Here is a 23,003-nt window from a genome sequence, read left to right on the forward strand (position 1 = left end):
TGGTACAATCGCGGCCTTGCGGCTGTTGCGCCGCATCACGGCGCGTCGTCGCGGTTGCCGTCGTCATCCGGCCCTGCAATGATGCATGCGCCCGTAGTTCCGGAACATTCGAGTATCGAGGAGAACACCTGATGAAGTTGGATTGGCGTAAAGTGGCCGCGCAGGCGGTAGTGGCGGCATCGGCGGTAGCGGCAGGCAGCGCGGTTGCGGCGGATCTGAAGGAGATCCGGTTCGGCGTCGAAGCCTCGTATGCGCCGTTCGAATACAAGACGCCCGACGGCAAGCTGACCGGCTTCGACATCGACATCGGCAACGCGGTGTGCGCGAAGCTGAAGGCGAAGTGCGTGTGGGTCGAGAACGACTTCGACGGCCTGATCCCCGCGCTGCAGGCGCGCAAGTTCGACGCGATCAACTCGGACATGACGATCACCGATCAGCGCAAGCACGCGATCGCCTTCACCGATCCGATCTACACGATCCCGAACCAGCTGATCGCGAAGCAGGGCAGCGGCCTGCAGCCGACGCCGCAATCGCTGAAGGGCAAGCGCGTCGGCGTGCTGCAGGGCACGATCCAGGAAGCGTACGCGAAGAAGAAGTGGGCGCCGGCCGGTGTCGAAGTCGTGCCGTACCAGACGCAGGATCTCGCCTACGCCGACCTGAAGTCGGGCCGTCTCGACGCGACGTTCCAGGATTCGGAAGCGGGCGCGAAGGGCTTCCTGTCGAAGCCGCAAGGCCAGGGCTTCGCGTTCGCGGGCGGCACCGTCAGCGATGCCGAGATTCTCGGCTCGGGCGTCGGCTTCGGCCTGCGCAAGAACGACGCGGCGCTGAAGACCGCGCTCGATCAGGCGCTGAAGGAACTGAAGGCCGACGGCACGATCGACTCGCTCGCGAAGAAGTACTTCAGCGTGCCCGTCACGCTCAAGTAAGCGCGTTTCGATTCCGTCGCTTTTCGCCAGCCGGCCGCACGATGCGGCCGGTTTGCTTTGGGGCGGCCGCTACGCGGGGAAGAACCGGCTCAGTTCGCGCGCAAGCTCGTTGAGCACGCTCATCTCCTGCTGCGTGATCTTGCGCGCGGGCTGCGCGCCGGCCCAGTCGCCGTACAGCAGCGCGACCGTCGAGCCGCCGGCGCGCACCGGCAGCAGCACGAACGAGTGCGTGTCGTCGAACGCGTCGAGATACCACGCGGGCAGCCGGCGCAGCATCTTCGGCTCCTGCGCGTGCTCGATGAAGATGCCGACCGAATTCGTGATCGCGAGATGGAACACGTCGGGCTCGAAGCGTTCGTCGAAGCGCAGCCGGTCGAGCACCGCATCGACGTCCGGACCGAAGCCGAGACGCGCAGCAAACGTGCCGTCGTCGTGCCGCACGAACATGACGGTGCGCGTGAACGCGAGGCCCGCGAGCAGGCTTTCGGACGCGAGCGCGAGCACCGGCGTCAGCACGTGCTCGGACGGCAGCGCGCGCAGGTCGGCGAGGCCCGCTTCGAGGCACGCTTCCGGCTCCGTCTGCGCGCGCGCGATCGCATCCGCATTCGCGCGCAGCTCGACGATCTCGCGCATCACGGTGTCGCTCGCTTCCTCGTGCGCGAGCTGCTCGGCGATCTCGACGAGCGCGCCGGACGGCATGTCGAGGATCGGCGCGTAGTGCTGCGCGAGCGTGCCGATGCGCGCGTCGCGCTGCGGGCCTTCCGGCATCGCGAGCGCGCTCGCGACGTCGGTCGAGCAGCGGCTCACCGCGCGCAGCCATTGCGCATGCCCGTCGTCCGCGTCGCTGCCGGCGAGGGCCGTGTCGTCGGCGTCGCGATCGTCGTCGCGCGATTCGTCGTCGCCCGCGCAATCGTCGTTCGCCATGCCCGCGCAGATCATGTCGGGCAGGCGCCAGCGGGCGGCGGCCTCGAGTCCGATCTCGTCGAAGCCGACACCGAGCACGTCGATGCACGCGGCCGTTTCGTCGCCGTGCAGCTCGGCCGCCCGCCGACGAATGCGGTCCCATTCCTGATCGAGATAGCAGACCACGAGCAGCTTGCCGACCTGGCGCATCAGCGTGCAGACGACCGCTTCCTCGCCCGCGCGCAGCTCGACGTGTTCGGTCAGCTTGCGCGCGACGCAGCCTGACAGCAGCGCGCGGTTCAGTTCGAGCTTCGCGTCGATGCGGCGCGGCGTGCTCTGATGGAAGTGATCGACGAGCTTCAGCCCGACGACGAGATGGCCGACCGCGTCCATCCCGAGCACCATCAGCGCGCGCGTGACGGTCGTGATGTTGCCGCCGAACGCCATGTACATCGCGGAGTTCGCGAGCCGCAGCACCTTCTGCGTCAGTGCGAAATCCGACAGCACGACGCGCACGAGCGCCGTGAAGTCGAGATCGTCGTTCTTCATCGCGGCCATCGTCGTGCGCAGCGACTCCGACAGCAGCGGGAAGTCGCCGCGTTCGTTCATCCGCGCCCACAGCTTGTCGAGCAGCGCGGTCGGGGCCAGGCGTTCGGTAATTGACATACGCATCCGTCCGGCCCGTCAGGCCGCCGCGTGCAGGTGCAGCTGCTGCGCCGCGAAGCGGCGCGCGAGCTCCTCGGACGGCAGCGCCTGACAGACGAGCCAGCCCTGGATGTGGTTGCAGCCCATTTCGGTCAGCAGGGCGCGCTGCGCTTCGGTCTCGACGCCTTCGGCGACGAGTTCGAGCTCGAGCGTCTGCGCGAGCCCGACGACGGCCGACACGATCGCGCGATCGTTGCGCGAGGTCAGCAGGTTCTCGACGAAGCTGCGGTCGATCTTCAGCTTCGCGAGCGGGAAGCGCTGCAGATACGCGAGACTCGAATAGCCGGTGCCGAAATCGTCGATCGCGAAGCGGATGCCGAGCTCGGTCAGCTCCTCGAGCAGCCCCTTGGCATGCGCGGGATCGTGCATCAGCAGGCTTTCGGTGATCTCGAGCACGATGCGCCGCGGATCGATGCCGGTCAGCGCGATCGCATCGCGCACGCTTTGCGTGAAGCGCGGATCGCGAAACTGCTGCGGCGACACGTTGACCGCGACGTACTGCAGCGCGAGCCCCTGCCGATCCCACGCGACGAGCTGCATGCAGGCGGCCTTCAGCACCCAGTTGCCGAGATAGTTGATGAGCCCGATCGATTCGGCGAGCGGAATGAAGGTCGCCGGCGGCACGAGCCCGTGAACGGGGTGGCGCCAGCGGATCAGCGCCTCGACGCCGACCACCGCACCGGACTGGCTGCGCGTGATCGGCTGGAAATGCAGCGAGAATTCGCCGTTGCGCACGCCGTCGTAGAGATCGGCTTCGAGCTTCAGCCGTTCGGCGTCGGCCGGATCGTCGACCGGCGCATGGAACGCGAGCGCATTGCCGCCCGACGCCTTCGCCTGCGCGAGCGCGTGATCGGCGCGGCGCAGCAGCGGACTGTGGTGCTGCGCGCGATGCGGCGCCGCGCGCTCGTCCGGATACAGCGCGATGCCGATGCTTGCTGAAAGATGCACCGGTTGCCCGTGGTACGTGTACGGCTCGCGCACCGCGGCCTGCAGCCGCCGCGCGAGCGCGTCGGCCGCGTCGCACGCGCGCGTGCGGTCCGGCGCGGCGAGCACGACCGCGAACTTGTCGCTCGCGACGCGCGCGAGCAATTCGTCGGGCGCGACGAGCGTACGCAGCCGCCGGGCGGTCTCGCGCAGCAGCGCGTCGCCCGCGTCGTAGCCGAGCGCGCGGTTGATCCGCTGATAATCGTCGAGATCGAGCAGCAGCAGCGCCGCGCACGTGCCTTCGTCGTCGGCCGTCTGCTGCGCGCGGATCAGCGCGGGGACGAGCGCCGACAGGTTGTCGAGCCCCGTCATCGGATCGTGATGCATTTCATACGTGAGCCGCGCCTCGAGCGCGCGCCACGACGAGATGTCGAACGCGGCTATCGCGAAGCCTTCGACGCCGTGGTGGCGGCTCTTCACGGCGCGCAGCTCGACGTCGAGCGGGTAGGTCAGCGACTTCACGATGCTCATCGTCGCCTTCTCGACCTGCCCGGAGCGCGCGGCGCGCGCAAGCAGGTCTTCGAGCGCCGCGGTATCCTGTTCGGCGATCAGGTCGCGCAGCGTCAGCGTGTGCAGATAGTCGCGGTGATAGCCGATGAAGCGCAGGCTCGCTTCCGACACGTAGAGGAAGCGCAGCTCGCGATCGACGTGGGCGAGGAAATCGACCGTGCCGACCGTCTGTTCCAGCCAGTTGCGCACGGTATCGTCGCGACGCGGTGCGCCGGCGCGCGCAGGCATCAGCGCGCCGCCCGACCAGGCGAAGCGGCGCAGCGTATGCAATGCGCTGCGCCAGGGGCCCTTGCGCGGCGTCTGTTTCCTGTTGGCTTCCATGTTTCTCGCTGACGTGAAGGGCTGGAACCGGTTGTCCGGGAGGAATAACGGCAGACTGCGAGGAATCTTTAACGGACCGGCCGGCGCGCTGCGCGGGCCGGGCGGGCGCCGGGTTCGGCAAGCGAACGCGGGCGCATGCTGCAACGAGGCTGACTTTATAAGAAATGAGGACGCAGATGAAGCGAAAACTATTGCTGGGCGCCGTTGCGGCGGCGCTGGTGGCCGGTCTTGCGCCGATCGCGCAGGCGCAGCTGAAGCCGGGCGACGCGGCGCCCGATTTTACGGCGCCCGCATCGCTGGGCGGCAAGACTTACAGGTACTCGCTCGCCGATGCGCTGAAGCAGGGCCCCGTCGTGCTGTATTTCTACCCGGCCGCGTTTACGAAGGGCTGCACGATCGAGGCGCACGCGTTCGCGGAGGCGGTCGACCGCTACAAGGCGTATGGCGCGACGGTGATCGGCGTGTCGGCCGACAACATCGATACGCTGACGAAGTTCTCGGTCAGCGAGTGCCGCAGCAAGTTCCCGGTCGCGGCCGATCCGGACGCGAAGATCATCCGCGAATACGACGCGAAGCTGCCCGCGCTCGATCGCGCGAACCGCGTGTCGTACGTGATTTCGCCGGAAGGGAAGGTCCTGTACGAATACACGAGCCTGTCGCCCGACAAGCACGTCGAGAACACGCTCGCCGCCGTGAAGGCGTGGGCCGACGCGCATCCGAAACGCTGACGGGCCGGCCAAAGAGAACGGCCCGCGCGCGCGGGCCGCATCGTGCTGCGGTGCCGGCGGCGCGGGTACTGCGCCGCCGGCGCTCCAGCGGTTACGCGCGCAGCGCCTGTTCGATCGGCACGCTGCCGCCGACGAAGCCGATAACCTTTCGCGAAATGCCAAGCTTGATCGCCTCGATCGCGGCCCATGCAACGTCCTGCCGCGACACGGGCGGCGCGGGCTCGACGCGCTCCTCGGTCAGCGCGATCTTGCCGACGCCCGGGCCGTCCGACAGCGGGCCCGGACGCAGGATCACGTAGTCGACGCCGGACGCGATCACGCGCTCGTCGCCTTCGCGCTTCATCTGCGAGTAGTGGCGCAGCGCGTCGGGGCTGCGCTCGGGCCAGTACGCGGTCAGCGAGCTGATCACGACGAGCTTCTGGACGTTGTATGCGAGCGCATACTCGGCCGCGCGCGCAACGGCGTCGCGATCGATCTGCTGCTCTTCGGTGGCGCCTTCGGATTCGGCCGAGCCGGCCGCATAGATCGCGTGCGCGATGCCCTGGAACGCCGACGAGAAATCGGTCGTGAGATCGGCCTCGACGACCCTCGCGCCCGGCAGCGTATAACCCGGCCGGCGCACGAGCGCGGTGAGCTCGAATTCCGGCTGCTTGAGCAGCAGATCCGCGCAGGCGCGGCCCGTGCGGCCGGTCGCGCCGATCAGCAGTACCTTCGTCGTCATGAAACGGCTCCTTGCTCGATGCGTCATCCTTCCAGTTAGGGACGGACGACCGATACTCAAGTGTATGTCGAATTGGCCGGGCGGCGGCGCGTCAAAAAGGGGCGCATCCACGGCGGCCCGGCGGTTGCACTTATCGGGAGCATACCGGGCGACGCGGCGCGACGACGGTGTGTCGCCGCACATAGTGCGGCTGCCGCGCGGAATGCGGGCGGCGCGCCGCCGACCGGCTATCATGTGCGCCACGCATTTCCTGCCGCTACGCAAATCAACGCGTCGGCCAACCGGTTGGAGTACACATGGCATTACCCCTGGACAACGTCAGCATGGCCGTGTTCTGCGACTTCGAGAACGTCGCGCTCGGCGTACGCGACGCGAAGTACGAGAAATTCGACATCAAGCCCGTGCTCGAAAAGCTGCTGCTGAAGGGCAGCATCGTCGTGAAGAAGGCCTATTGCGACTGGGATCGCTACAAGGGCTTCAAGGCGGCGATGCACGAGGCGAGCTTCGAGCTGATCGAGATTCCGCACGTGCGCCAGTCGGGCAAGAATTCGGCCGACATCCGGCTCGTCGTCGACGCGCTCGACCTCTGCTACACGAAATCGCATGTCGATACGTTCGTGATCGTCAGCGGCGACTCGGATTTTTCGCCGCTCGTGTCGAAACTGCGCGAGAACGCGAAGAAGGTGATCGGCGTCGGCGTGAAGAAGTCGACGTCCGACCTGCTGGTCGCGAACTGCGATGAGTTCATCTTCTACGACGATCTCGTGCGCGAACAGCAGCGCGCGCTCGCCAAGCGCGAACAGCAGCGTGCGGGCAACGGCGGCGCGAAGCGTGCGGACGAGCCGTCGCGCAAGCCGGAGATGGAGGCGCGCAAGGCCGAGGCGATCGCGCTCGCGGTCGAGACGTTCGAGGCGCTTGCGTCCGAGCGCGACGACGTCGGCAAGATCTGGGCGTCCGTGCTCAAGAGCGCGATCAAGCGCCGCAAGCCCGATTTCAACGAGTCGTACTACGGCTTCCGCGCGTTCGGCAACCTGCTCGACGAAGCGCAGGCGCGCGGGCTGCTCGAGGTTGGCCGCGACGACAAGTCGGGCGCGTTCGTGTCGCGGCCGCGTCAGTCGGCTGCGGCCGAGCCGGCCGCCGCGCGCGATATGGGCAGCGCGCACGCGGGGCATGGCGCGCGTCACGCGGAAGCCGCGCCGCTCGAACACGCGTCGCGCCGTCGCGGCGCGCACGGTGAGCCGGCGGCGGACGGCATGGCCGTCGACACGGACGGAGCCGGCGCGGTCGACGTCGTCGCGAGCGAAGCGGCGCTCGCACCGGCGGACGCGGTGGAATCGAACGAAACGGCGCACGCGGGCGCGACGCACGGCGACGCGAAGGACGGCCGCAAGCGCGCACGCAAGAGCGCGGCGAAGAAGGCCGGCGCAAAGAAGAGCGCCGATGCGGCGAGCGCCGGCCGGTCCGCGGCGAAGCGGGAGGCTGCAGCGCAGCGCGGCGACGAGCCCGCGGACGAGCGCCATGCCGAAGCCGCGCCTCGCGAGCCGGAGCAGGGCGACGCACGGCACGCCGCGCCGCAGCACGCGGCGCCGGCGGCCGACGCATTTGCGGCTTCGGATGCGGCCGCGCAGCCGTCGCCCGATGCGATGCCGGCGGGCGAACCGGCCGGCGAAACGGCCGCCGCCGAAGCGAAGCCGAAGAAGGCGCCCCGCAAGACGGCCACGCGTGCGCGCCGTCCGCGCAAGACGACGCCCGCCGCCGAGTAACGTCGGCCGTACGCAGGCGGCCCGGTCCGATACCGGACGGCCGCGCGTCCGCAGTCATCTCGGCCGGCGTCATGCCGGCCGATTCGTTTCGTCAGCCGTTCAGCGCATAGGGCTGCGTCATCACTTCGAGAAAGTGACCGTCCGGATCGTCGAAATACACGCCGCGCCCGCCGTTGTGGCGGTAGATCTCGCCCGGCTGCCGCTTCGCAGGATCGGCCCAGTGCGGCAGCGCGCGCTCGCGGATGCGGGCGTAGACGCGATCGAAGTCCGCTTCGTCGACGAGAAACGCGTAGTGCTGCGACGCGATCTCGCCCGGCTGCTGATAGAAATCGAGCGAGACGCCGTTGTCGAGCGCGACGACGAGCATCGGGCCGAACGGCGTCGGCGGCGGCAGGTCCAGCAGTTCGGTGAGAAAGCGGCTCGACGCGTGCGCGTCGCGGCACCAGACGATGGTGTGATTCAACTGGACGTTCATGACGGATTCCCGGCGAGGGCCATGCACAGACGATAGCCGATCGCAGCCGGTGTGCAAGCGGCACGCGCGCGATGGTCGAAGCGGGCGCGCCCGGCGGCGCGAGCGGCACGCCGCGCAACTCGGTCGCGCGAATGCTGAAAACGCTGGTTCGTCAGGGCTTTCTCGTCGTCGACGCGTATGGCCGCTATCGTCCGGGCCGGCGAGCGCGCGGATCGCGGCCGCGTATCTCGGCGCGCAACCGCCGGTCGCGCCGGCGCAGCCGGTGCTCGACGGGCCATGTGCGCGCAGCGGGCTGGCCGCGCAGCTGCTCGGCCGCGACGGCGCGGAAGCCGTCGTGCTCGCGCAGGCGCTACCCGCCGATGCGCCGTGCGCGCTTATTCGCCCGCTACCGCCGGCCCGCCCGGATTCCCGCGGCGGTTGCGCCGCTTCTCGCCCCACACGCGCAGGCGGTCCATGTACAGATAGACGACCGGCGTCGTATAGAGCGTCAGCACCTGCGACATGATCAGGCCGCCGGCGATCGCGATCCCGAGCGGCGCGCGCAGTTCGGCGCCGTCCGCGCTGCCGAACGCGAGCGGCAGCGCGCCGAGCAGCGCGGCCATCGTCGTCATCATGATCGGCCGGAAACGCAGCAGGCACGCCTCGCGGATCGCGTCGAACGACGACTTGCCGTGGTTGCGCGTCTGATCGATTGCGAAGTCGACCATCATGATCGCGTTCTTCTTCACGATGCCGATCAGCAGGATCACGCCGATCAGCGCGATGATGCTGAACTCGGTCTTGAACAGCAGCAGCGCGAGCAGGGCGCCGACGCCGGCCGACGGCAGCGTCGACAGGATCGTGATCGGATGGATGTAGCTCTCGTACAGGATCCCGAGCACGATGTAGACGGCGAGCAGCGCGGCGAGGATCAGGATCGGCTGATCGTTCATCGACTGCTGGAACGCCTGCGCGGTGCCCTGGAAGCTGCCGACGATCGTCGGCGGCACGCCGATCTGCGCCATCGTCTGGTAGATGACCTGCGTGGCCTGCGACAGCGACACGCCGGGCGGCAGGTTGAACGAGATCGTCGTCGCGACGAACAGCCCCTGATGGTTGACCGACAGCGGCGTCGTGCTTGGCCCGAAGGTCGCGATCGCCGACAGCGGAATCATCGTCGACTTCGACGTCGACACCGCGGCGCCTGCCGACGCGCTCGACTTGCCGCTCGACGCGATCGAGTTCAGCGCCTGGTTGCGCGCGGAATCGGACGCGATCGCGGCGGCGCTCGTGGCGGCCGTGCCGGCGCTCGACGTGCCGGCCGCCGTCGCGACGAACGTGCCGGCTGCCGCGTTGGTCGTCTGCGAGCCGCTCGCGCTGCCGCCCGACGTGCTGATCCACACCTGCTTCAGCATCTCGGGGCTCTGCCAGTATTTCGGCGCGACTTCCATCACGACGTGGTACTGGTTCAGCGGGTTGTAGATCGTCGAGACCTGCCGCTGGCCGAACGCGTCGTACAGCGTGTTGTCGATCTGCGCGGGCTTGATGCCCAGGCGCGCGGCGGTGGCGCGGTCGATCGTCACCATCGCCTCGAGGCCGCCTTGCTGCTGGTCCGAATTCACGTCGGTCAGCTCGGGACGCTTCTGCAGCGCCTCGGTCAAAATCGGCCCCCACTTGTACAGCTCCGCGCTCGAATCGCCGAGCAGCGTGAACTGGTATTGCGCATTGCTCTGCCGGCCGCCGACGCGGATGTCCTGCGCGGCCTGCAGGAACGTGCTCGCACCCGCGACGCGCGACAGCGGTCCGCGCAGCTGCTGGATCACCTGATCGGCCGATACCTTGCGCTCGCTGCGGTCCTTCAGCGTGACGAACATGAAGCCCGAGTTGGTCTGCGTGCCGCCCGTGAAGCCTGCCGCGCTCTTCACGTTCGGGTTGCTCTGCACGATGCGCATCATCTCGGTGAACTTCTGCTTCATCGCCTGGAACGAGGTCGCCTGGTCCGCGCGGATTCCGCCGATCATCAGCCCCGTGTCCTGCTGCGGGAAGAAGCCTTTCGGCACGATCACGTACAGATAGACGTTCAGCCCGATCGTCGCGAACAGGATCAGCAGGATCAGCAGCGGCCGGCTCAGCGCCCACGACAGCGAGCGCTCGTAGCCGCGCTGCATCCGCGCGAAGCAGCGTTCGAGAAAGCGCGCGAAGCGGCCTTCTTCGCGCGCGTCGTGCCGCTCCGGCAGCAGGCGCGCGCACATCATCGGCGTGACGGTCAGCGAGACCGCGAGCGACACCGCGATCGCGAGCGACAGCGTCAGCGCGAATTCGCGGAACAGGCGCCCGACGATGCCGCCCATCAGCAGGATCGGCAGAAACACGGCGACGAGCGAGATGCTCATCGACAGCACCGTGAAGCCGACCTCGCGCGCGCCGTCGAACGCAGCCTGCAGCCGCGGCTTGCCGTTCTCGATGTGGCGCGCGATGTTCTCGAGCACGACGATCGCATCGTCGACGACGAAGCCGGTCGCGACGATTAGCGCCATCAGCGACAGGTTGTCGATCGAGAAGCCGAGCAGGTACATCGCGCCGAACGTGCCGACGATCGAGATCGGCACCGCGACGCTCGGAATCAGCGTCGCGCGCCAGTTGCGCAGGAACAGGAACACGACCATCACGACGAGGCTCACCGCGATCAGCAGCGTGTGCTCGGTGTCCTTCAGCGAGGCGCGGATGGTCGTCGAGCGGTCGAGCACGGGCGTCACCGTGATGTCGGCCGGCAGCGACGCGGTCAGCTGCGGCAGCGCGGCGCGCACGCGATCGATCGTGTCGATGATGTTCGCGCCCGGCGACCGGTACAGGATCACGAGCACCGCGCGCTTGCCGTTCGACAGCCCGAGGTTGCGCAGATCCTCGACCGAGTCGACGACCTCCGACAGATCGGACAGCCGCACGCCCGCGCCGTTGCGGTACGCGACGACGAGATCGCGATACTGCGACGCCTGCGATGCCTGATCGTTCGTGTAGAGCTGGTAGTGCTGCGGCCCGAACTCGATCGCGCCTTTCGGGCTGTTCGCGTTCGCGGACGCGAGCGCCGCGCGCACGTCTTCGAGCCCGATGCCGTAGTGGAACAGCGCCTGCGGCTCGAGCTCGACGCGCACGGCCGGATTCGCGGAGCCGCTGACGGTGACCTGGCCGATCCCGTCGATCTGCGACAGCGACTGCTGCAGCACCGTCGACGCCGCGTCGTACAAGCGCGCCGGCGACGCGGTGTCCGACGTCAGCGACACGATCATGATCGGCGAGTCGGCCGGGTTCACCTTCCGGTAGGTCGGGTTGCTTTTCAGCGCGGCGGGCAGGTCGGCGCGTGCCGCGTTGATCGCGGCCTGCACGTCGCGCGCGGCGCCGTCGATGTCGCGGTTCAGCCCGAACTGCAGGATGATCCGCGCGTTGCCGACGGTGCTGGTCGACGTCATTTCGGTGACGTCGGCGATCGATCCGAGATGCCGCTCGAGCGGGCTCGTCACGCTGGTCGCGACGGTCTCGGGGCTCGCGCCCGGCAGCGACGCCTGCACGGAGATCGTCGGGAAGTCGACCTGCGGCAGCGGCGACACCGGCAGCTTGACGAACGCGAACAGCCCCGCGAGCGCGACGCCGAGCGCGAGCAGCGTGGTCGCGACGGGACGCGTGATGAAAGGGCGCGACAGGTTCATGGCTTACGCATCCGTGCGCGTGCCGGCCGCCGGGCCGTGGCGTTCGAACCAGCCGCGCGCGCGGCGCGCGAGCGCGTCGAAGCCGAGATAGATGACCGGCGTCGTGAACAGCGTGAGCACCTGCGACACGATCAGGCCGCCCGCGATCGCGATCCCGAGCGGCTGACGCAGCTCGGAGCCGGCACCGGAGCCGACGATCAGCGGCACCGCGCCGAGCAGCGCGGCGAGCGTCGTCATCAGGATCGGCCGGAAACGCAGCAGGCACGCCTGATAGATCGCTTCGCGCGGCGGCTTGCCTTCGACGCGTTCGGCCTCGAGCGCGAAGTCGATCATCATGATCGCGTTCTTCTTCACGATGCCGATCAGCAGCACGATGCCGATGATGCCGATGATGTCGAGATCGTGGCCCGTGATCATCAGCGCGAGCAGCGCGCCGACGCCGGCCGACGGCAGCGTCGACAGGATCGTGATCGGGTGGATGTAGCTCTCGTACAGCACGCCGAGCACGATGTACATCGTGACCACGGCCGCGAGGATCAGGAACAGCTGGTTCGACAGCGACGCCTGGAACGCGAGCGCCGCGCCCTGGAAGCGCGTCTGGAACGAGCCGGGCAGGCCGATCTCCTTTTCGGCGGCCTGGATCGCCTTGACGGCTTCGCCGAGCGACGCGCCCGGCGCGAGGTTGAACGAGATCGTCGTCGACGGGAACTGCGACAGATGCGAGACGAGCAGCGGCGACGGCCGCTCGTGGAAGGTCGCGATCGACGACAGCGGCACCTGGCCGCCGCCTGCCGACGGCAGATAGATGTCGTTCAGCGATTGCACGTAGTGCTGGTCCTTCGGCTCCGACTCGAGAATCACGCGGTACTGGTTCGACTGCGTGAAGATCGTCGAGACGATGCGCTGGCCGAACGCGTCGTACAGCGCGTTGTCGACCGTCGCGGGCGTGACGCCGAAGCGCGCGGCGCTCGCGCGGTCGATCTCGATATAGACCGACTGGCCGTTGCTCTGCAGGTCGGTCGCGACGTCCGCGAGCGACGGCTCCTGCTGCAGCCGCGTGACGAGCTTCGGCACCCAGGTCGCGAACTCGTCCGCGTTCGGGCTCGTCAGCATGAACTGATACTGCGTCGGGCTCACCGTCGAATCGATCGTCAAGTCCTGCACGGACTGCATGAACAGCGAAATGCCCGTCACGTTCGCGACGCGCTGCTGCAGGTCGCGGATGATCTGCGCGGCCGTCTCCGAACGTTCGTCGCGCGGCTTCAGGTTGATCAGCATCCGGCCGCTGTTCAGCGTGATGTTCGAGCCGTCGACGCCGATGAACGACGTGAGGCTGTCGACGTTCGGGTCCTTCAGGATCTCGGTCGCGAGCGTCTGCTGCCGCTCGGCCATCGCGCCGTACGATACCGACTGCGGCGCCTGCGTGATCGCCTGGATCACGCCCGTGTCCTGCGCTGGGAAGAAGCCCTTCGGCACGAACACGTACAGCAGCGCGGTCAGCGCGAGCGTGAGCAGCGCGACGACGAGCGTCGCGCGCTGCCGGTTCAGCACCCATTCGAGCGCGACCGCATAGCGCGCGATCACCCAGTCGATCGTGCGGTGCACGCGCGCCTCGAAACGATGGCTTTCGGGCGGCGGCGAGTGACGCAGCAGCTTCGCGCACATCATCGGCACGAGCGTCAGCGACACGATCGCCGAGATCACGATCGTCACCGCGAGCGTGATCGCGAATTCATGGAACAGGCGCCCGACCACGTCGCCCATGAACAGCAGCGGGATCAGCACGGCGATCAGCGACACCGTCAGCGAGATGATCGTGAAGCCGATCTGCTTCGAACCCTTCAGCGCGGCCTCGAGGCCCGAATCGCCTTCCTCCACGTAGCGTGCGATGTTCTCGATCATCACGATCGCGTCGTCGACGACGAAGCCGGTCGCGATCGTCAGCGCCATCAGCGACAGGTTGTTCAGCGAGAAGCCCGCGAGATACATCACCGCGAGCGTGCCGATCAGCGACAGCGGCACCGACAGGCTCGGGATGATCGTCGCGTAGATGTTCGCGAGGAACAGGTACATCACCAGCACGACGAGCACGACCGACAGCATCAGTTCGAACTGCACGTCGCGCACGGCCGCGCGGATCATCGTCGTGCGGTCGGTGACGATCTGCACGTCGAGCGCGGCCGGCAGCGTTTCCTGCAGCTTCGGCAACTGCGCCTTGATCGCGTCGACGGTCGCGATCACGTTCGCGCCCGGCTGGCGCTGCACGTTCAGGATGATCGCGGGCTCCGAATTGACCCACGCGCCGAGCTTCGTGTTCTCCGAGCCGGCCACGACCTTCGCGACGTCGGTCAGCATCACCGGGCGGCCGTTCTTGTATGCGACGACCGCGCTGTTGTACTGATCGGCGCTCGTCAGCTGGTCGTTGGCGTTGATCGTGTAGGCGCGCGTCGGGCCGTCGAAGTTGCCCTTCGGCGTGTTCACGTTCAGGTTCGAGATCGTCGTGCGTAGATCGTCGAGGTTCATCCCGTATTGCGCGAGCGCGGTCGGGTTCGCCTGGATCCGCACGGCGGGGCGGTTGCCGCCCGACAGGCTCACGAGGCCGACGCCCGCGATCTGCGAGATCTTCATCGCGAGGCGCGTGTCGGTCAGGTCCTGTACCTGCGTGAGCGGCAGCGTCTTCGACGTGACCGCGAGCGTCAGCACCGGCGCATCGGCCGGGTTGACCTTCGCGTAGATCGGCGGGGCAGGGAGGTCGGACGGCAGCAGGTTGCCGGCCGCGTTGATCGCGGCCTGCACTTCCTGCTCGGCGATGTCGAGCGGCAGGTCGAGCGAGAACTGCAGCGTGATGACCGACGCGCCGGCCGAGCTTTGCGACGACATCTGGTTCAGCGACGGCATCTGCCCGAACTGGCGCTCGAGCGGCGCGGTGACCGACGACGTCATCACTTCCGGGCTCGCGCCCGGATAGAAGGTCTGGACCTGGATCGTCGGATAGTCGACTTCCGGCAGCGCCGCGAGCGGCAGGAAGCGCAGCGCGACGAGGCCGGCCAGCATGATCGCCGCCATCAGAAGGGCGGTGCCGACCGGCCGGAGAATGAAGATGCGGGACGGATTCATCGAGCGGCCCGTGCGTTATTGGGCCGCTGCCTGCGACGCACCGTGCCGGCGCCCGCCGTGACGGCCGGCCGCGCCCGATGCCGCCGACGCAGCCGAAGCCGCGCTGGCGCCGTGCGCGCCCGACGCGCCTTTCGGCTGGTCGGCCGGAATCGAGATCTTCGCGCCTTCGCGCAGACGGTCGGAGCCGTCGGTGACCACGCGCTCGCCGACCGCGACGCCATCGACGATGCTCGTGCGCTCGCCGTCGACCGGACCGACCTTGACCTTGCGCACCGTGACCGTGTTGTCCGGTTTCACGATGTAGACGAACTGGCCGATCGAGCCCGTCAGCACGGCCGAGGTCGGCACGATCGTCGCGTCGCGGATCACGTCGACGAGCAGCCGCGTGTTGACGAACTGATTCGGAAACAGCAAGCCTTCCTTGTTATCGAACGTCGCGCGCAGCTTCACGGTGCCGGTGCTCGTGTCGATCTGGTTGTCGAGCGTTTCCAGCGAGCCGGTCTCGAGCGGAATCGTGTTGTTGCGGTTGTACGCGGTGACCGACAGCTTCTGGCCCGCGTTGACCTGCTTCAGGATCTGCGGCAGGTTGTCTTCCGAGGTCGTGAAGATCACGCTCATCGGCTGCAGCTGCGTGATCACGACGATTCCGTTCGTGTCGCCGGGCGTCACGTAGTTGCCCGGATCGACCTGGCGCAGGCCGACGCGGCCCGACACCGGCGCCACGATGCGCGCGTACGTGAGGTTCAGCTTCGCCGAATCGACCGCGGCCTGATCGGTCTTCACGGTGCCTTCGTACTGCTTGACCAGCGATGCCTGCGTGTCGACCGTCTGCGATGCGATCGAATCCTGCGACAGCAGCGTGCGGTAGCGCTTCAGGTCGAGGCGCGCGGTCGCGAGCAGCGCCTGATCGCGTGCGAGCGTGCCTTCGGCGTTCTCGAGCGCGACCTGATACGGGCGCGGGTCGATCTGCGCGAGCAGGTCGCCTTTCTTGACGATCTGGCCTTCCTTGAACGCGACCGACTGCAGGTAGCCGGACAACTGCGTCTTGACCGTCACGTTCGCGAGCGGCGTCACGGTGCCGAGCGCGCTCAGCACGACCGGCATCTCGCCGCGCGTCGCGGCCGCGACCTGCACGGGCTGCGGCACGTTCGCCATCGCTGCGGGCCCGCCGCGGCCGCGGTGGCCGCCGCCTGCGCTGCTAGCCGCGCTGCCCGCGGCCGGTTTGCCGGCCGGCGTGCGGTTCCACGGATGCCACCACAGCAGGCCGCCGATGACGACGACGGCCAGCGCCGCGGCGGTCAGCCTGCGGCGCGAACGTCGTGCGGCAGCGGGAGCGGGATCGTTCGAAGGGGGCGTGGGCTTTTGTTGGTTGTCCATCGTGTTCTGTCAGGAAGACGGCGCGGGCGTGCCGGGGAACGCACTGCGAGGGCGGCATGCGGGCGTATCGGAGGCGGCCGGCTCGGCCCGGGCGCGTCCCGCCCGCGCGGGAAAGAGCGGCGCGCACCGACGACCGGTGCGACGATTGGGCATGATGCTACGTCCCGTCCCCGTTACAGTCCAGTGCTCTATCTTTCAACGGGTTACGGTCGTTACAGAAGACGACGAAACGATGACGGCACGCTTACGCGGCGACGCGCCGCGCCGGTGCGCCGCCGATCTCGCGCGTGATTTTGGCGATGCATTCCTGCAGCGCCGGCACCACGTGTTCGCGCAACCATTCCGGCGGGCACTGGTGCGATGCGCCGCCGCAGTTCACCGAATAGCGCTGGCCGGACGGCCCGACGAAACCGGCCGCGACCGCGTTGAGCCCTTCGCGCCATTCGCCGATCGCGATCGCGTGGCCGTCGCGCATCGCGTCGTCGAGCGCCGGATTGAGCCGCGCGAACACGTGCGGCCAGTCGTCGCCGGCCGTCGCGCGCAGCGCGTCGAGCAGCGCACGCCGCTCGTCGTCCTCGAGCGCGGCGAGATACGCGCGGCCGACCGCCGTGCGCGCGATGTCCATCCGCGAGCCGATCTCGAGCCGCGTGACGAGCACCGCCGAGCGCGGGCGGATCACGTCGATCGCGACCATGTCGAGCCGGTCGCGCACCGCGAGGTGCACGGACAGCGACGTGCGCTCGGCAAGCTCGATCATGAACGGCCGCGAGCGCGCGCGAATGTCGAAGTTGCGCAGGAAACCATGGCTCAGCTCGAGCACCGACGCGGTTAGCACGAAGCGCTCGCTGTCCGGCAGCTGGAACAGGAAGCCGGCGCTGACGAGCGTCGCGGTGATGCGCGACACGGTGGGCTTCGGAATGCCGGTCAGCTCGGTCAATTCGCGGTTGCTGACGGGCGCGTCGGCGGCCGCGATGCGGCGCAGCACCGCAAGGCCGCGCGCGAGCGCGGTGATTTCGTCCGGCGACGATTCGCGTTCTCGGGGAGCGGGAGGGATGACAGATGTCGACACGAGGCGTTCTCTCTATTTCCGAAACTCTATTTCAGTTTACTTAATATTGTCAGATGATTGTCAAAAGATGCATGTTCGCCGAATGAACCGTTCATGTGATGAAACTTTACGGGTTGACCCTTGGTTTATTAGGAAAACCCTCACATCGGCGCCGCTGAAAAGTGCATGAGACGGTGCAAATACCGCTTGACTTGTTCCGCGGAAACGGAAAGAATGTCTCACGTTTTCGAAACATCGTTTCAGGAGTTTAACCGGCAACGGTGTTTCGTGCAGTCTCTCAGGTTCTAGCACGGCCCTCGGAATGGCTAGAACTTTTTTAGCGCCACGGTCTCCGTGGCGCTTTTTTTTTGCCGGCGCGTCGGCGCCGTATTATCGCGCGTCCGGCGCGCGGGCCCGGCCGGCGCGGCCGCGCATGCTCGGCGCGGCGCGTCCGGCGCGCGCAAAAAAAAGCGCGACGCCCGCAAGGGCATCGCGCATGAACCGGCGTGGAGCGCCGACGAATGAAACGTGATCGGGAAGGCGGCGCGTCCCGCGCGCCGCGGGGCGGGGCTCAGCCCTTCGCGAGCTGGATGCTGGTCTGCTCGGCCGTCAGATAGCCGACGCTCGCGCCGAAGCGGTCCTTGTAGTTCGCGCGCACGAGCGGATCGAGCACGGGCTTGACCTTGTCGTGCAGCGGCGATTCCCAGTCGCCCGCGTGCTGGAAGTTGCTCATGATGTAGGTCCAGCCGTTGATTTCGTCGACGGCATGCAGGCCCGTGGATTCGGCACCGGCCGGGCACGACAGCACGCGCGAGAGCGTCCTCGTATCGACGTGGTAGGCCCACAGGAAGTTGTTCACGTGCATCCCCGAGTCCTCGCCGATGAACAGCGTGCGCAGCTTTTCCGAGAACTTCAGGTTGTCCGGGTTCGCGATCTTGTCCGGGTTCGCGAGGTTGCCGAGTGCGTCCGCCGTCGCGAGATCCTCGCCGACCAGTGCCGCCGGCGCGGCCATGTCGACCGGCACCCACTCGCTGTCGATCGCGGTGCCCGACGTATCGCGCTGCCCGGCCTTCAGGTTCAGCGCATAGACGGCGCCCGCGGCGATCTTCGCGTCGAGCGCGACGTCGCGCGACACCGCGTTGCCCTTGACCATCGACGTCTCGATCCGCGACATCGCCGTGTAGACGATCTTGTCCTTCGCGTTCACGGTCGTGCCTTCGAGCTTCGTGAACGCCATGCTGCCGCCGATCAGCGCCGCGTAGCGGTGCGTTTCGAGGAACGCGGCCGCCTTTTCCATCCCGGGCTTGATGCGGATCCAGTTGAACTTGCCGCCGAAGTGGATCTTCGTGTAGCTCGCGTCGTTCGGATCGGTCGTCGCGAGATCCATGATGTCCGACGCCTTCAGCGTGTTCGCGAGCGATTCGATCTCGCTGCTCGTCGCATGGCCGATCCGGATCCACGTGAGCGTCGCGCTGCCTGCGCCGGCGGACGACGTCTGCGTCCACTTCGCGACGTAGAGCGTGCCGGCCGACAGGTCGGCCGCCTTGTCGGCGACAAACATGAACAGGCCGCCGTTGGTCGCGTCGTCGCCCATCATCACGGTACGCTGGTCGGGCATCACCTGGATCAGCTCGTGCGAAATGCGGCCAAGACAATAGTGCTTCTTCACGGTGCCGGTGCCGTCCGGGTTCACCGTGATCTCGGGCAGGTGGCCGTAGTGGTAGGGGTTCGCCTTGGTCTCGTCGCCGAACGTGTTCTTGCTGAACGCCTTGAACTGCGCGTCGGTCGCGGCCTTCGTCGCGTCCGGCTCGTATTCCTCGCTCGACAGATGCGTGCCCCACGGCGACAGGCTCGCGCCGCACGTGATCCAGAGGCCGTGCGCGCTCGACGTGTCGACGTTGTGGTACTTGACGAGCTTCAGCGCGCCGGTTGCCGGATCCTGATCGAGCGTCAGCACCGCGATCGGCGACGGCAGCTGGCCGTACTGCGACACGCTCGCCTGATCGCGCGTCGTGTATTCGAACTGCACGACCGCGAACACCGTGTTGCCCTTCACGCCGGGCACGTTCGCATTCTTCAGCGTGAGCAGCGAGCTGCCGTCCGGGCAGTCCGAATAGAACTGGCGTTCCTTGCCGGGCACCGAGCGGTCGATGATCGGCTGATTGTTGATGTCGTAGTAGCCGCCCGCGAGGATCGTGCCGCCCTTGCCGTCCGGCACCATGTCGCCGGTCACGAAGAACGGCCGGTAGGCGAGCTTGAAGTTGCGCGACGAGCCGTCCGAGAACGACACCGACAGCGTCGAGCCGACCGTCGTCGTCGCCATCGCCGCCGCGTTGTCGAGCGTCGGGGCGGCCATCGACGAGAACGTCGCCGCCGCGTAGGCGGCCGCCGTGGGCGTCGTGGCGGGCTGATCGTCGTCGCCGCCGCAACCCGTCAGCAGCGCCGGCAGCGCGAGGCCGGAGAGCGGCAGCATCGGAGCGCCGGCAAGGATCTTCAGGGCATGGCGACGGGAAGCATTGGGCAACGCGGGCATGTCGAGTCCAGTTTCAGGTGTGGAAAGAATGGCGTTCGCGAAGCCGGCCGGGCGGCAAGCTTCGCGAAGGCAGGTTGAAAACTGGACGGAAGTGTAGGGACGCTCGATGAAAGTTTTTTGAATTGAAAACGTAATGCGTATCGAGCGTGCGCCGGCGCACCGTTGCGAACGCGTGCGGCGCGCCTGGCGTCAGTCGCGTTCCGGCGTCGCCGTGATCCGATGGATCGACAGGTCCGCGCCGTCGAACTCCGCTTCGCGATCGAGCCGCAGGCCGACGGTCGCCTTCAGCGCGCCGTAGACGAGCGCACCGCCGACACTGGCGATCGCGATGCCGCCGAGCGTGCCGATCAGCTGCGACATGAACGCGACGCCGCCGAGGCCGCCGAGCGCCGGCAGCCCGAAGATGCCGGCCGCGATGCCGCCGAGTGCGCCGCACATCCCGTGCAGAGGCCATACGCCGAGCACGTCGTCGATGCGCCACTTGTTCTGCACGCACGTGAACATCGCGACGAACAGCGCGCCGGCGGCCGCGCCGGTCACGAGCGCACCGATCGGATGCATCACGTCCGATCCCGCGCAGACCGCGACGAGGCCGGCGAGCGGACCGTTGTACGTGAAGCCCGGATCGTTGCGTCCTGCGAGCCACGCGGCGAGCGTGCCGCCGACCATCGCCATCAGCGAGTTCACGGCGACGAGGCCGCTGATCTTGTCGAGCGTTTGGGCGCTCATCACGTTGAAGCCGAACCAGCCGACCGCGAGCACCCACGCGCCGAGCGCGAGAAACGGAATGTTCGACGGCGGATGCGCGGCGATGCGGCCGTCCTTCGCGTAGCGGCCGTGGCGCGCGCCGAGCAGCAGCACGGCCGGCAGCGCGACCCAGCCGCCGAATGCGTGCACGACGACCGAGCCCGCGAAATCGTGGAACGGTGCACCGAACGCGTGCGCGAGCCAGGCCTGCACGCCGTAGCGCTCGTTCCACGCGATGCCTTCGAAGAACGGATAGATGAAGCCGACGATGATCAGCGTCGCGACGAGCTGCGGATTGAATTTCGCGCGCTCGGCGATGCCGCCGGAGACGATCGCGGGAATCGCGGCCGCGAAGGTCAGCAGAAAGAAGAACCGTACGAGCGCGTAGCCGCTGTGCTGCGACAGCGTCCCGATGTCGTCGAAGAATTCGACGCCGTACGCGATCGTGTAGCCGATAAAGAAATACGCGAGCGTCGACACCGAGAAGTCGACGAGGATCTTCACGAGCGCGTTCACCTGATTCTTCTTGCGCACCGTGCCGAGTTCGAGAAACGCGAAGCCCGCGTGCATCGCGAGCACCATGACGGCGCCGATCAACAGGAACAGTGTGTCGACGCCGGATTTCATACCGTCCATGCGGAGGCTTCCTTGCTCAAAAAACGGGCAACGAATGCAAGTATCGAGCCAACTTGGGGAGCGCATGCGTGGCATTGGTGCGAAGCGCCGTATGATGCCGCGCGCGCGTGCGTCGCGGGGCGCCGCCAACGTATTCGCATGCGGCGCGCGTTGCACGTACATGGTGCGACGGGCTCGTATCTGGTGCGCGACGGCGGCGATGTGGTGCGAAGCGACGCGTCGTGGTGCGCGCGGGATGCGCCGCAGCGGGGCGGCTAAAGCGGTGTGCGGCCGGCCTGTGCGTCAGCGGCCGGCGAACAGCCGGCGCGGCCCGCGCAGCCGCCACGCGCACGCCGACCAATAGCCGGCGAGCGTCGCGAGCCCGAGTGCGCCGAATGCGAGCGCCGCAAAACCGGCCGGCGATGCGCCGACCGACGCGCCACCGAGCAGCGCCCGCGCGACCATCAGCGCGGACGCCCAGAAGCCGGTCACCGCCTGGGCGAGCAAACGCGCACACGCGAACCGCCGGGCGCGGCCGGCGCCCGCGGCGCCATGCGCCCGCGACGGTCGCAGGCACAGAAACAGCGCGGCGGCGAGCAGCGCGGCGAGCGCGATCAGCCAGTTGACGAGGAAATTCATGAGCGTGACGGGCGAGTAGACGATTCGACGACGCACACTTTAATTGCCGCGCATGCGCAATTAAATCGGATGAGTCTGAAATTGAAAGCCGTTTTTAATCCGGCGCCGGCTGATGCCTGCGCACAGGCGGTATCATCGACGTCGTTTCAACCATGCAGGCCGCGCGATGCGGCTACAGATCGCCGATGAAGATGAAGACTTTGCCGATGCGCCCGATGCGCGGCGCGGTGTTGACGGCCGTCGCGGCCGCTGCGGTGTTCGCGCTTGCGGGCTGCGAGAAATCGGGCGCGCCGGCCACGCAACCCGATACGGCCGCGAGCGCGGCCGCCGATGCAGCCAGCCACGCGGCGCAGGCACTCGATCAGGTCGCGAGCACCGTCAGCCAGCAGATCGATGCGGCGAAGGCCGGTATCGCGTCGGCCGCGTCGGCCGTGCCGCCGTTGTCGGCGAGCGGGCTGGCGTCCGCCGCGCAGGCGCAGATCGACGCGGCGGCGTCCGCGGTCGTCGCGCATGCGGCATCCGAAGCGGGCGCGAAGCTCGCGGAGGCCGGCAAGAAGCTTCAGCAGTGGAGTCAGCAGAATGCGGCGGGCGCCAAGCCGGCCAGCAATCCGTGACGCGCCGCTTGCAGAATCCATAAAGTGTAATTATCATGGTTACATATTGAGCCGCCGCGTTGCGCGACGGCGTCGAGTGAGTGTGGAATGAATACCAGCAGCCGCTTCGCGTTTGCCGTTCACGTGCTCGCCTTGCTGTCGATGCAGGAAGGCGTGCCGCTGTCGTCCGACATCATCGCGGGCAGCGTGAACACGAATCCGGCGCTGATCCGCCGGCTGCTGTCGATGCTCGCGGCGGCGGGGCTCACCACGTCTCAGCTCGGCGCGGGCGGCGGCGCGCTGCTCGCGCGCGAGCCGGGCGAGATCACGCTGCTCGACGTCTATCGCGCAGTCGACGATGCGCAACTGTTCGCGCTGCACCGCGAGGCGCCGAATCCCGCGTGTCTCGTCGGGCGGCATATCCAGGGCGTGCTGACCGGCTATATCGGCGACGCGCAGCGTGCGATGGAAGCGTCGCTCGCATCGCGCACGCTGGCCGACGTGACGGTCGACGTGCTCGACGCCGAACGGCGCGGCCCGCGTGCGGCCGGCGCGGGCGAGTAGGGCAGCGGCAATACACGACGCAGGCAGTCGGCGTCGGCAGGTGCGGGGCGG

At 67.8% G+C, this 23,003-nt stretch carries 16 protein-coding genes; 5 read left to right on the forward strand and 11 right to left on the reverse strand.

Annotated elements, in window-relative coordinates:
* Positions 1-131 precede the first annotated feature (131 nt).
* Positions 132-926 (forward strand): ABC transporter substrate-binding protein, encoded by a 795-nt coding sequence (locus NP80_RS18820; protein ID WP_006412196.1) that lies wholly within the window; start codon positions 132-134, stop codon positions 924-926.
* A gap of 69 nt (positions 927-995) precedes the next feature.
* Here the strand turns inward: NP80_RS18820 and NP80_RS18825 are convergent, their stop codons facing one another.
* Positions 996-2,495, reverse strand: a complete 1,500-nt coding sequence (locus NP80_RS18825; protein WP_006407549.1) for an HDOD domain-containing protein — start codon at positions 2,493-2,495, stop codon at positions 996-998.
* 18 nt (positions 2,496-2,513) lie between these two features.
* Positions 2,514-4,256: a cyclic di-GMP phosphodiesterase CdpA gene (cdpA, locus tag NP80_RS18830; protein WP_193788453.1), complete on the reverse strand. Its 1,743-nt coding sequence runs from the start codon at positions 4,254-4,256 to the stop codon at positions 2,514-2,516.
* 269 nt (positions 4,257-4,525) lie between these two features.
* On the opposite strand from cdpA, the gene NP80_RS18835 reads away from it, so the two are divergent.
* The gene (locus tag NP80_RS18835) at positions 4,526-5,077 is read left to right on the forward strand and encodes a peroxiredoxin (RefSeq protein ID WP_006401198.1); all 552 of its coding nucleotides are present in this window, start codon (positions 4,526-4,528) and stop codon (positions 5,075-5,077) included.
* A 91-nt stretch (positions 5,078-5,168) separates the two neighbouring features.
* Here NP80_RS18835 and NP80_RS18840 read toward each other — a convergent pair whose 3' ends face one another.
* The gene (locus NP80_RS18840) at positions 5,169-5,798 is read right to left on the reverse strand and encodes an SDR family oxidoreductase (RefSeq protein WP_006407546.1); all 630 of its coding nucleotides are present in this window, start codon (positions 5,796-5,798) and stop codon (positions 5,169-5,171) included.
* Positions 5,799-6,094: 296 nt separating this feature from the next.
* Between NP80_RS18840 and NP80_RS18845 the strand changes: the two genes are divergently transcribed.
* Complete coding sequence (locus NP80_RS18845) at positions 6,095-7,561, forward strand: NYN domain-containing protein (RefSeq protein WP_045594043.1); 1,467 nt, start codon at positions 6,095-6,097, stop codon at positions 7,559-7,561.
* Positions 7,562-7,652: 91 nt separating this feature from the next.
* On the opposite strand, the gene NP80_RS18850 is transcribed toward NP80_RS18845, so the two are convergent.
* The 8 genes from NP80_RS18850 to NP80_RS18890 all read right to left on the reverse strand — a co-directional run bounded on the left by NP80_RS18850 (position 7,653) and on the right by NP80_RS18890 (position 21,795).
* Complete coding sequence (locus tag NP80_RS18850) at positions 7,653-8,036, reverse strand: VOC family protein (RefSeq protein ID WP_006401195.1); 384 nt, start codon at positions 8,034-8,036, stop codon at positions 7,653-7,655.
* A 374-nt stretch (positions 8,037-8,410) separates the two neighbouring features.
* Positions 8,411-11,719, reverse strand: coding sequence for an efflux RND transporter permease subunit (locus tag NP80_RS18855; protein WP_006409120.1), 3,309 nt, complete (start codon positions 11,717-11,719; stop codon positions 8,411-8,413).
* A 3-nt stretch (positions 11,720-11,722) separates the two neighbouring features.
* Positions 11,723-14,836 (reverse strand): MdtB/MuxB family multidrug efflux RND transporter permease subunit, encoded by a 3,114-nt coding sequence (locus NP80_RS18860; RefSeq protein WP_006407542.1) that lies wholly within the window; start codon positions 14,834-14,836, stop codon positions 11,723-11,725.
* A gap of 15 nt (positions 14,837-14,851) precedes the next feature.
* Positions 14,852-16,213 (reverse strand): MdtA/MuxA family multidrug efflux RND transporter periplasmic adaptor subunit, encoded by a 1,362-nt coding sequence (locus tag NP80_RS18865; protein ID WP_006401191.1) that lies wholly within the window; start codon positions 16,211-16,213, stop codon positions 14,852-14,854.
* 244 nt (positions 16,214-16,457) lie between these two features.
* The gene (locus NP80_RS18870) at positions 16,458-17,282 is read right to left on the reverse strand and encodes an IclR family transcriptional regulator (protein WP_006407541.1); all 825 of its coding nucleotides are present in this window, start codon (positions 17,280-17,282) and stop codon (positions 16,458-16,460) included.
* Positions 17,283-17,832: 550 nt separating this feature from the next.
* The gene (locus tag NP80_RS18875; RefSeq protein ID WP_006410732.1) at positions 17,833-19,794 is read right to left on the reverse strand and encodes a PhoX family protein; all 1,962 of its coding nucleotides are present in this window, start codon (positions 19,792-19,794) and stop codon (positions 17,833-17,835) included.
* A 189-nt stretch (positions 19,795-19,983) separates the two neighbouring features.
* Positions 19,984-21,177, reverse strand: coding sequence for an ammonium transporter (locus NP80_RS18880; RefSeq protein ID WP_006407538.1), 1,194 nt, complete (start codon positions 21,175-21,177; stop codon positions 19,984-19,986).
* A 282-nt stretch (positions 21,178-21,459) separates the two neighbouring features.
* Positions 21,460-21,795 carry a hypothetical protein gene (locus tag NP80_RS18890; RefSeq protein ID WP_035489337.1) on the reverse strand — a complete coding sequence of 112 codons (336 nt, stop codon included), beginning with the start codon at positions 21,793-21,795 and terminating at the stop codon, positions 21,460-21,462.
* A gap of 185 nt (positions 21,796-21,980) precedes the next feature.
* On the opposite strand from NP80_RS18890, the gene NP80_RS18895 reads away from it, so the two are divergent.
* Positions 21,981-22,409 (forward strand): BCAL1086 family glycoprotein, encoded by a 429-nt coding sequence (locus NP80_RS18895; protein ID WP_035489364.1) that lies wholly within the window; start codon positions 21,981-21,983, stop codon positions 22,407-22,409.
* Positions 22,410-22,496: 87 nt separating this feature from the next.
* Positions 22,497-22,952, forward strand: coding sequence for an Rrf2 family transcriptional regulator (locus tag NP80_RS18900; RefSeq protein ID WP_006401181.1), 456 nt, complete (start codon positions 22,497-22,499; stop codon positions 22,950-22,952).
* Positions 22,953-23,003: the final 51 nt, after the last annotated feature.

The organism is Burkholderia multivorans ATCC BAA-247 (assembly GCF_000959525.1).
Lineage (GTDB): Bacteria > Pseudomonadota > Gammaproteobacteria > Burkholderiales > Burkholderiaceae > Burkholderia > Burkholderia multivorans.

What these genes read in the sequence shown, in the direction of transcription:
- NP80_RS18820 (WP_006412196.1), top strand. Translation starts at nt 132, where the DNA reads ATGAAGTTGGATTGGCGTAAAGTGGCCGCGCAGGCGGTAGTGGCGGCA.
- NP80_RS18825 (WP_006407549.1), bottom strand. Translation starts at nt 2,495, where the DNA reads ATGTCAATTACCGAACGCCTGGCCCCGACCGCGCTGCTCGACAAGCTG.
- cdpA (WP_193788453.1), bottom strand. Translation starts at nt 4,256, where the DNA reads ATGCCTGCGCGCGCCGGCGCACCGCGTCGCGACGATACCGTGCGCAAC.
- NP80_RS18835 (WP_006401198.1), top strand. Translation starts at nt 4,526, where the DNA reads ATGAAGCGAAAACTATTGCTGGGCGCCGTTGCGGCGGCGCTGGTGGCC.
- NP80_RS18840 (WP_006407546.1), bottom strand. Translation starts at nt 5,798, where the DNA reads ATGACGACGAAGGTACTGCTGATCGGCGCGACCGGCCGCACGGGCCGC.
- NP80_RS18845 (WP_045594043.1), top strand. Translation starts at nt 6,095, where the DNA reads ATGGCATTACCCCTGGACAACGTCAGCATGGCCGTGTTCTGCGACTTC.
- NP80_RS18850 (WP_006401195.1), bottom strand. Translation starts at nt 8,036, where the DNA reads ATGAACGTCCAGTTGAATCACACCATCGTCTGGTGCCGCGACGCGCAC.
- NP80_RS18855 (WP_006409120.1), bottom strand. Translation starts at nt 11,719, where the DNA reads ATGAACCTGTCGCGCCCTTTCATCACGCGTCCCGTCGCGACCACGCTG.
- NP80_RS18860 (WP_006407542.1), bottom strand. Translation starts at nt 14,836, where the DNA reads ATGAATCCGTCCCGCATCTTCATTCTCCGGCCGGTCGGCACCGCCCTT.
- NP80_RS18865 (WP_006401191.1), bottom strand. Translation starts at nt 16,213, where the DNA reads ATGGACAACCAACAAAAGCCCACGCCCCCTTCGAACGATCCCGCTCCC.
- NP80_RS18875 (WP_006410732.1), bottom strand. Translation starts at nt 19,794, where the DNA reads ATGCCCGCGTTGCCCAATGCTTCCCGTCGCCATGCCCTGAAGATCCTT.
- NP80_RS18880 (WP_006407538.1), bottom strand. Translation starts at nt 21,177, where the DNA reads ATGGACGGTATGAAATCCGGCGTCGACACACTGTTCCTGTTGATCGGC.
- NP80_RS18890 (WP_035489337.1), bottom strand. Translation starts at nt 21,795, where the DNA reads ATGAATTTCCTCGTCAACTGGCTGATCGCGCTCGCCGCGCTGCTCGCC.
- NP80_RS18895 (WP_035489364.1), top strand. Translation starts at nt 21,981, where the DNA reads ATGAAGATGAAGACTTTGCCGATGCGCCCGATGCGCGGCGCGGTGTTG.
- NP80_RS18900 (WP_006401181.1), top strand. Translation starts at nt 22,497, where the DNA reads ATGAATACCAGCAGCCGCTTCGCGTTTGCCGTTCACGTGCTCGCCTTG.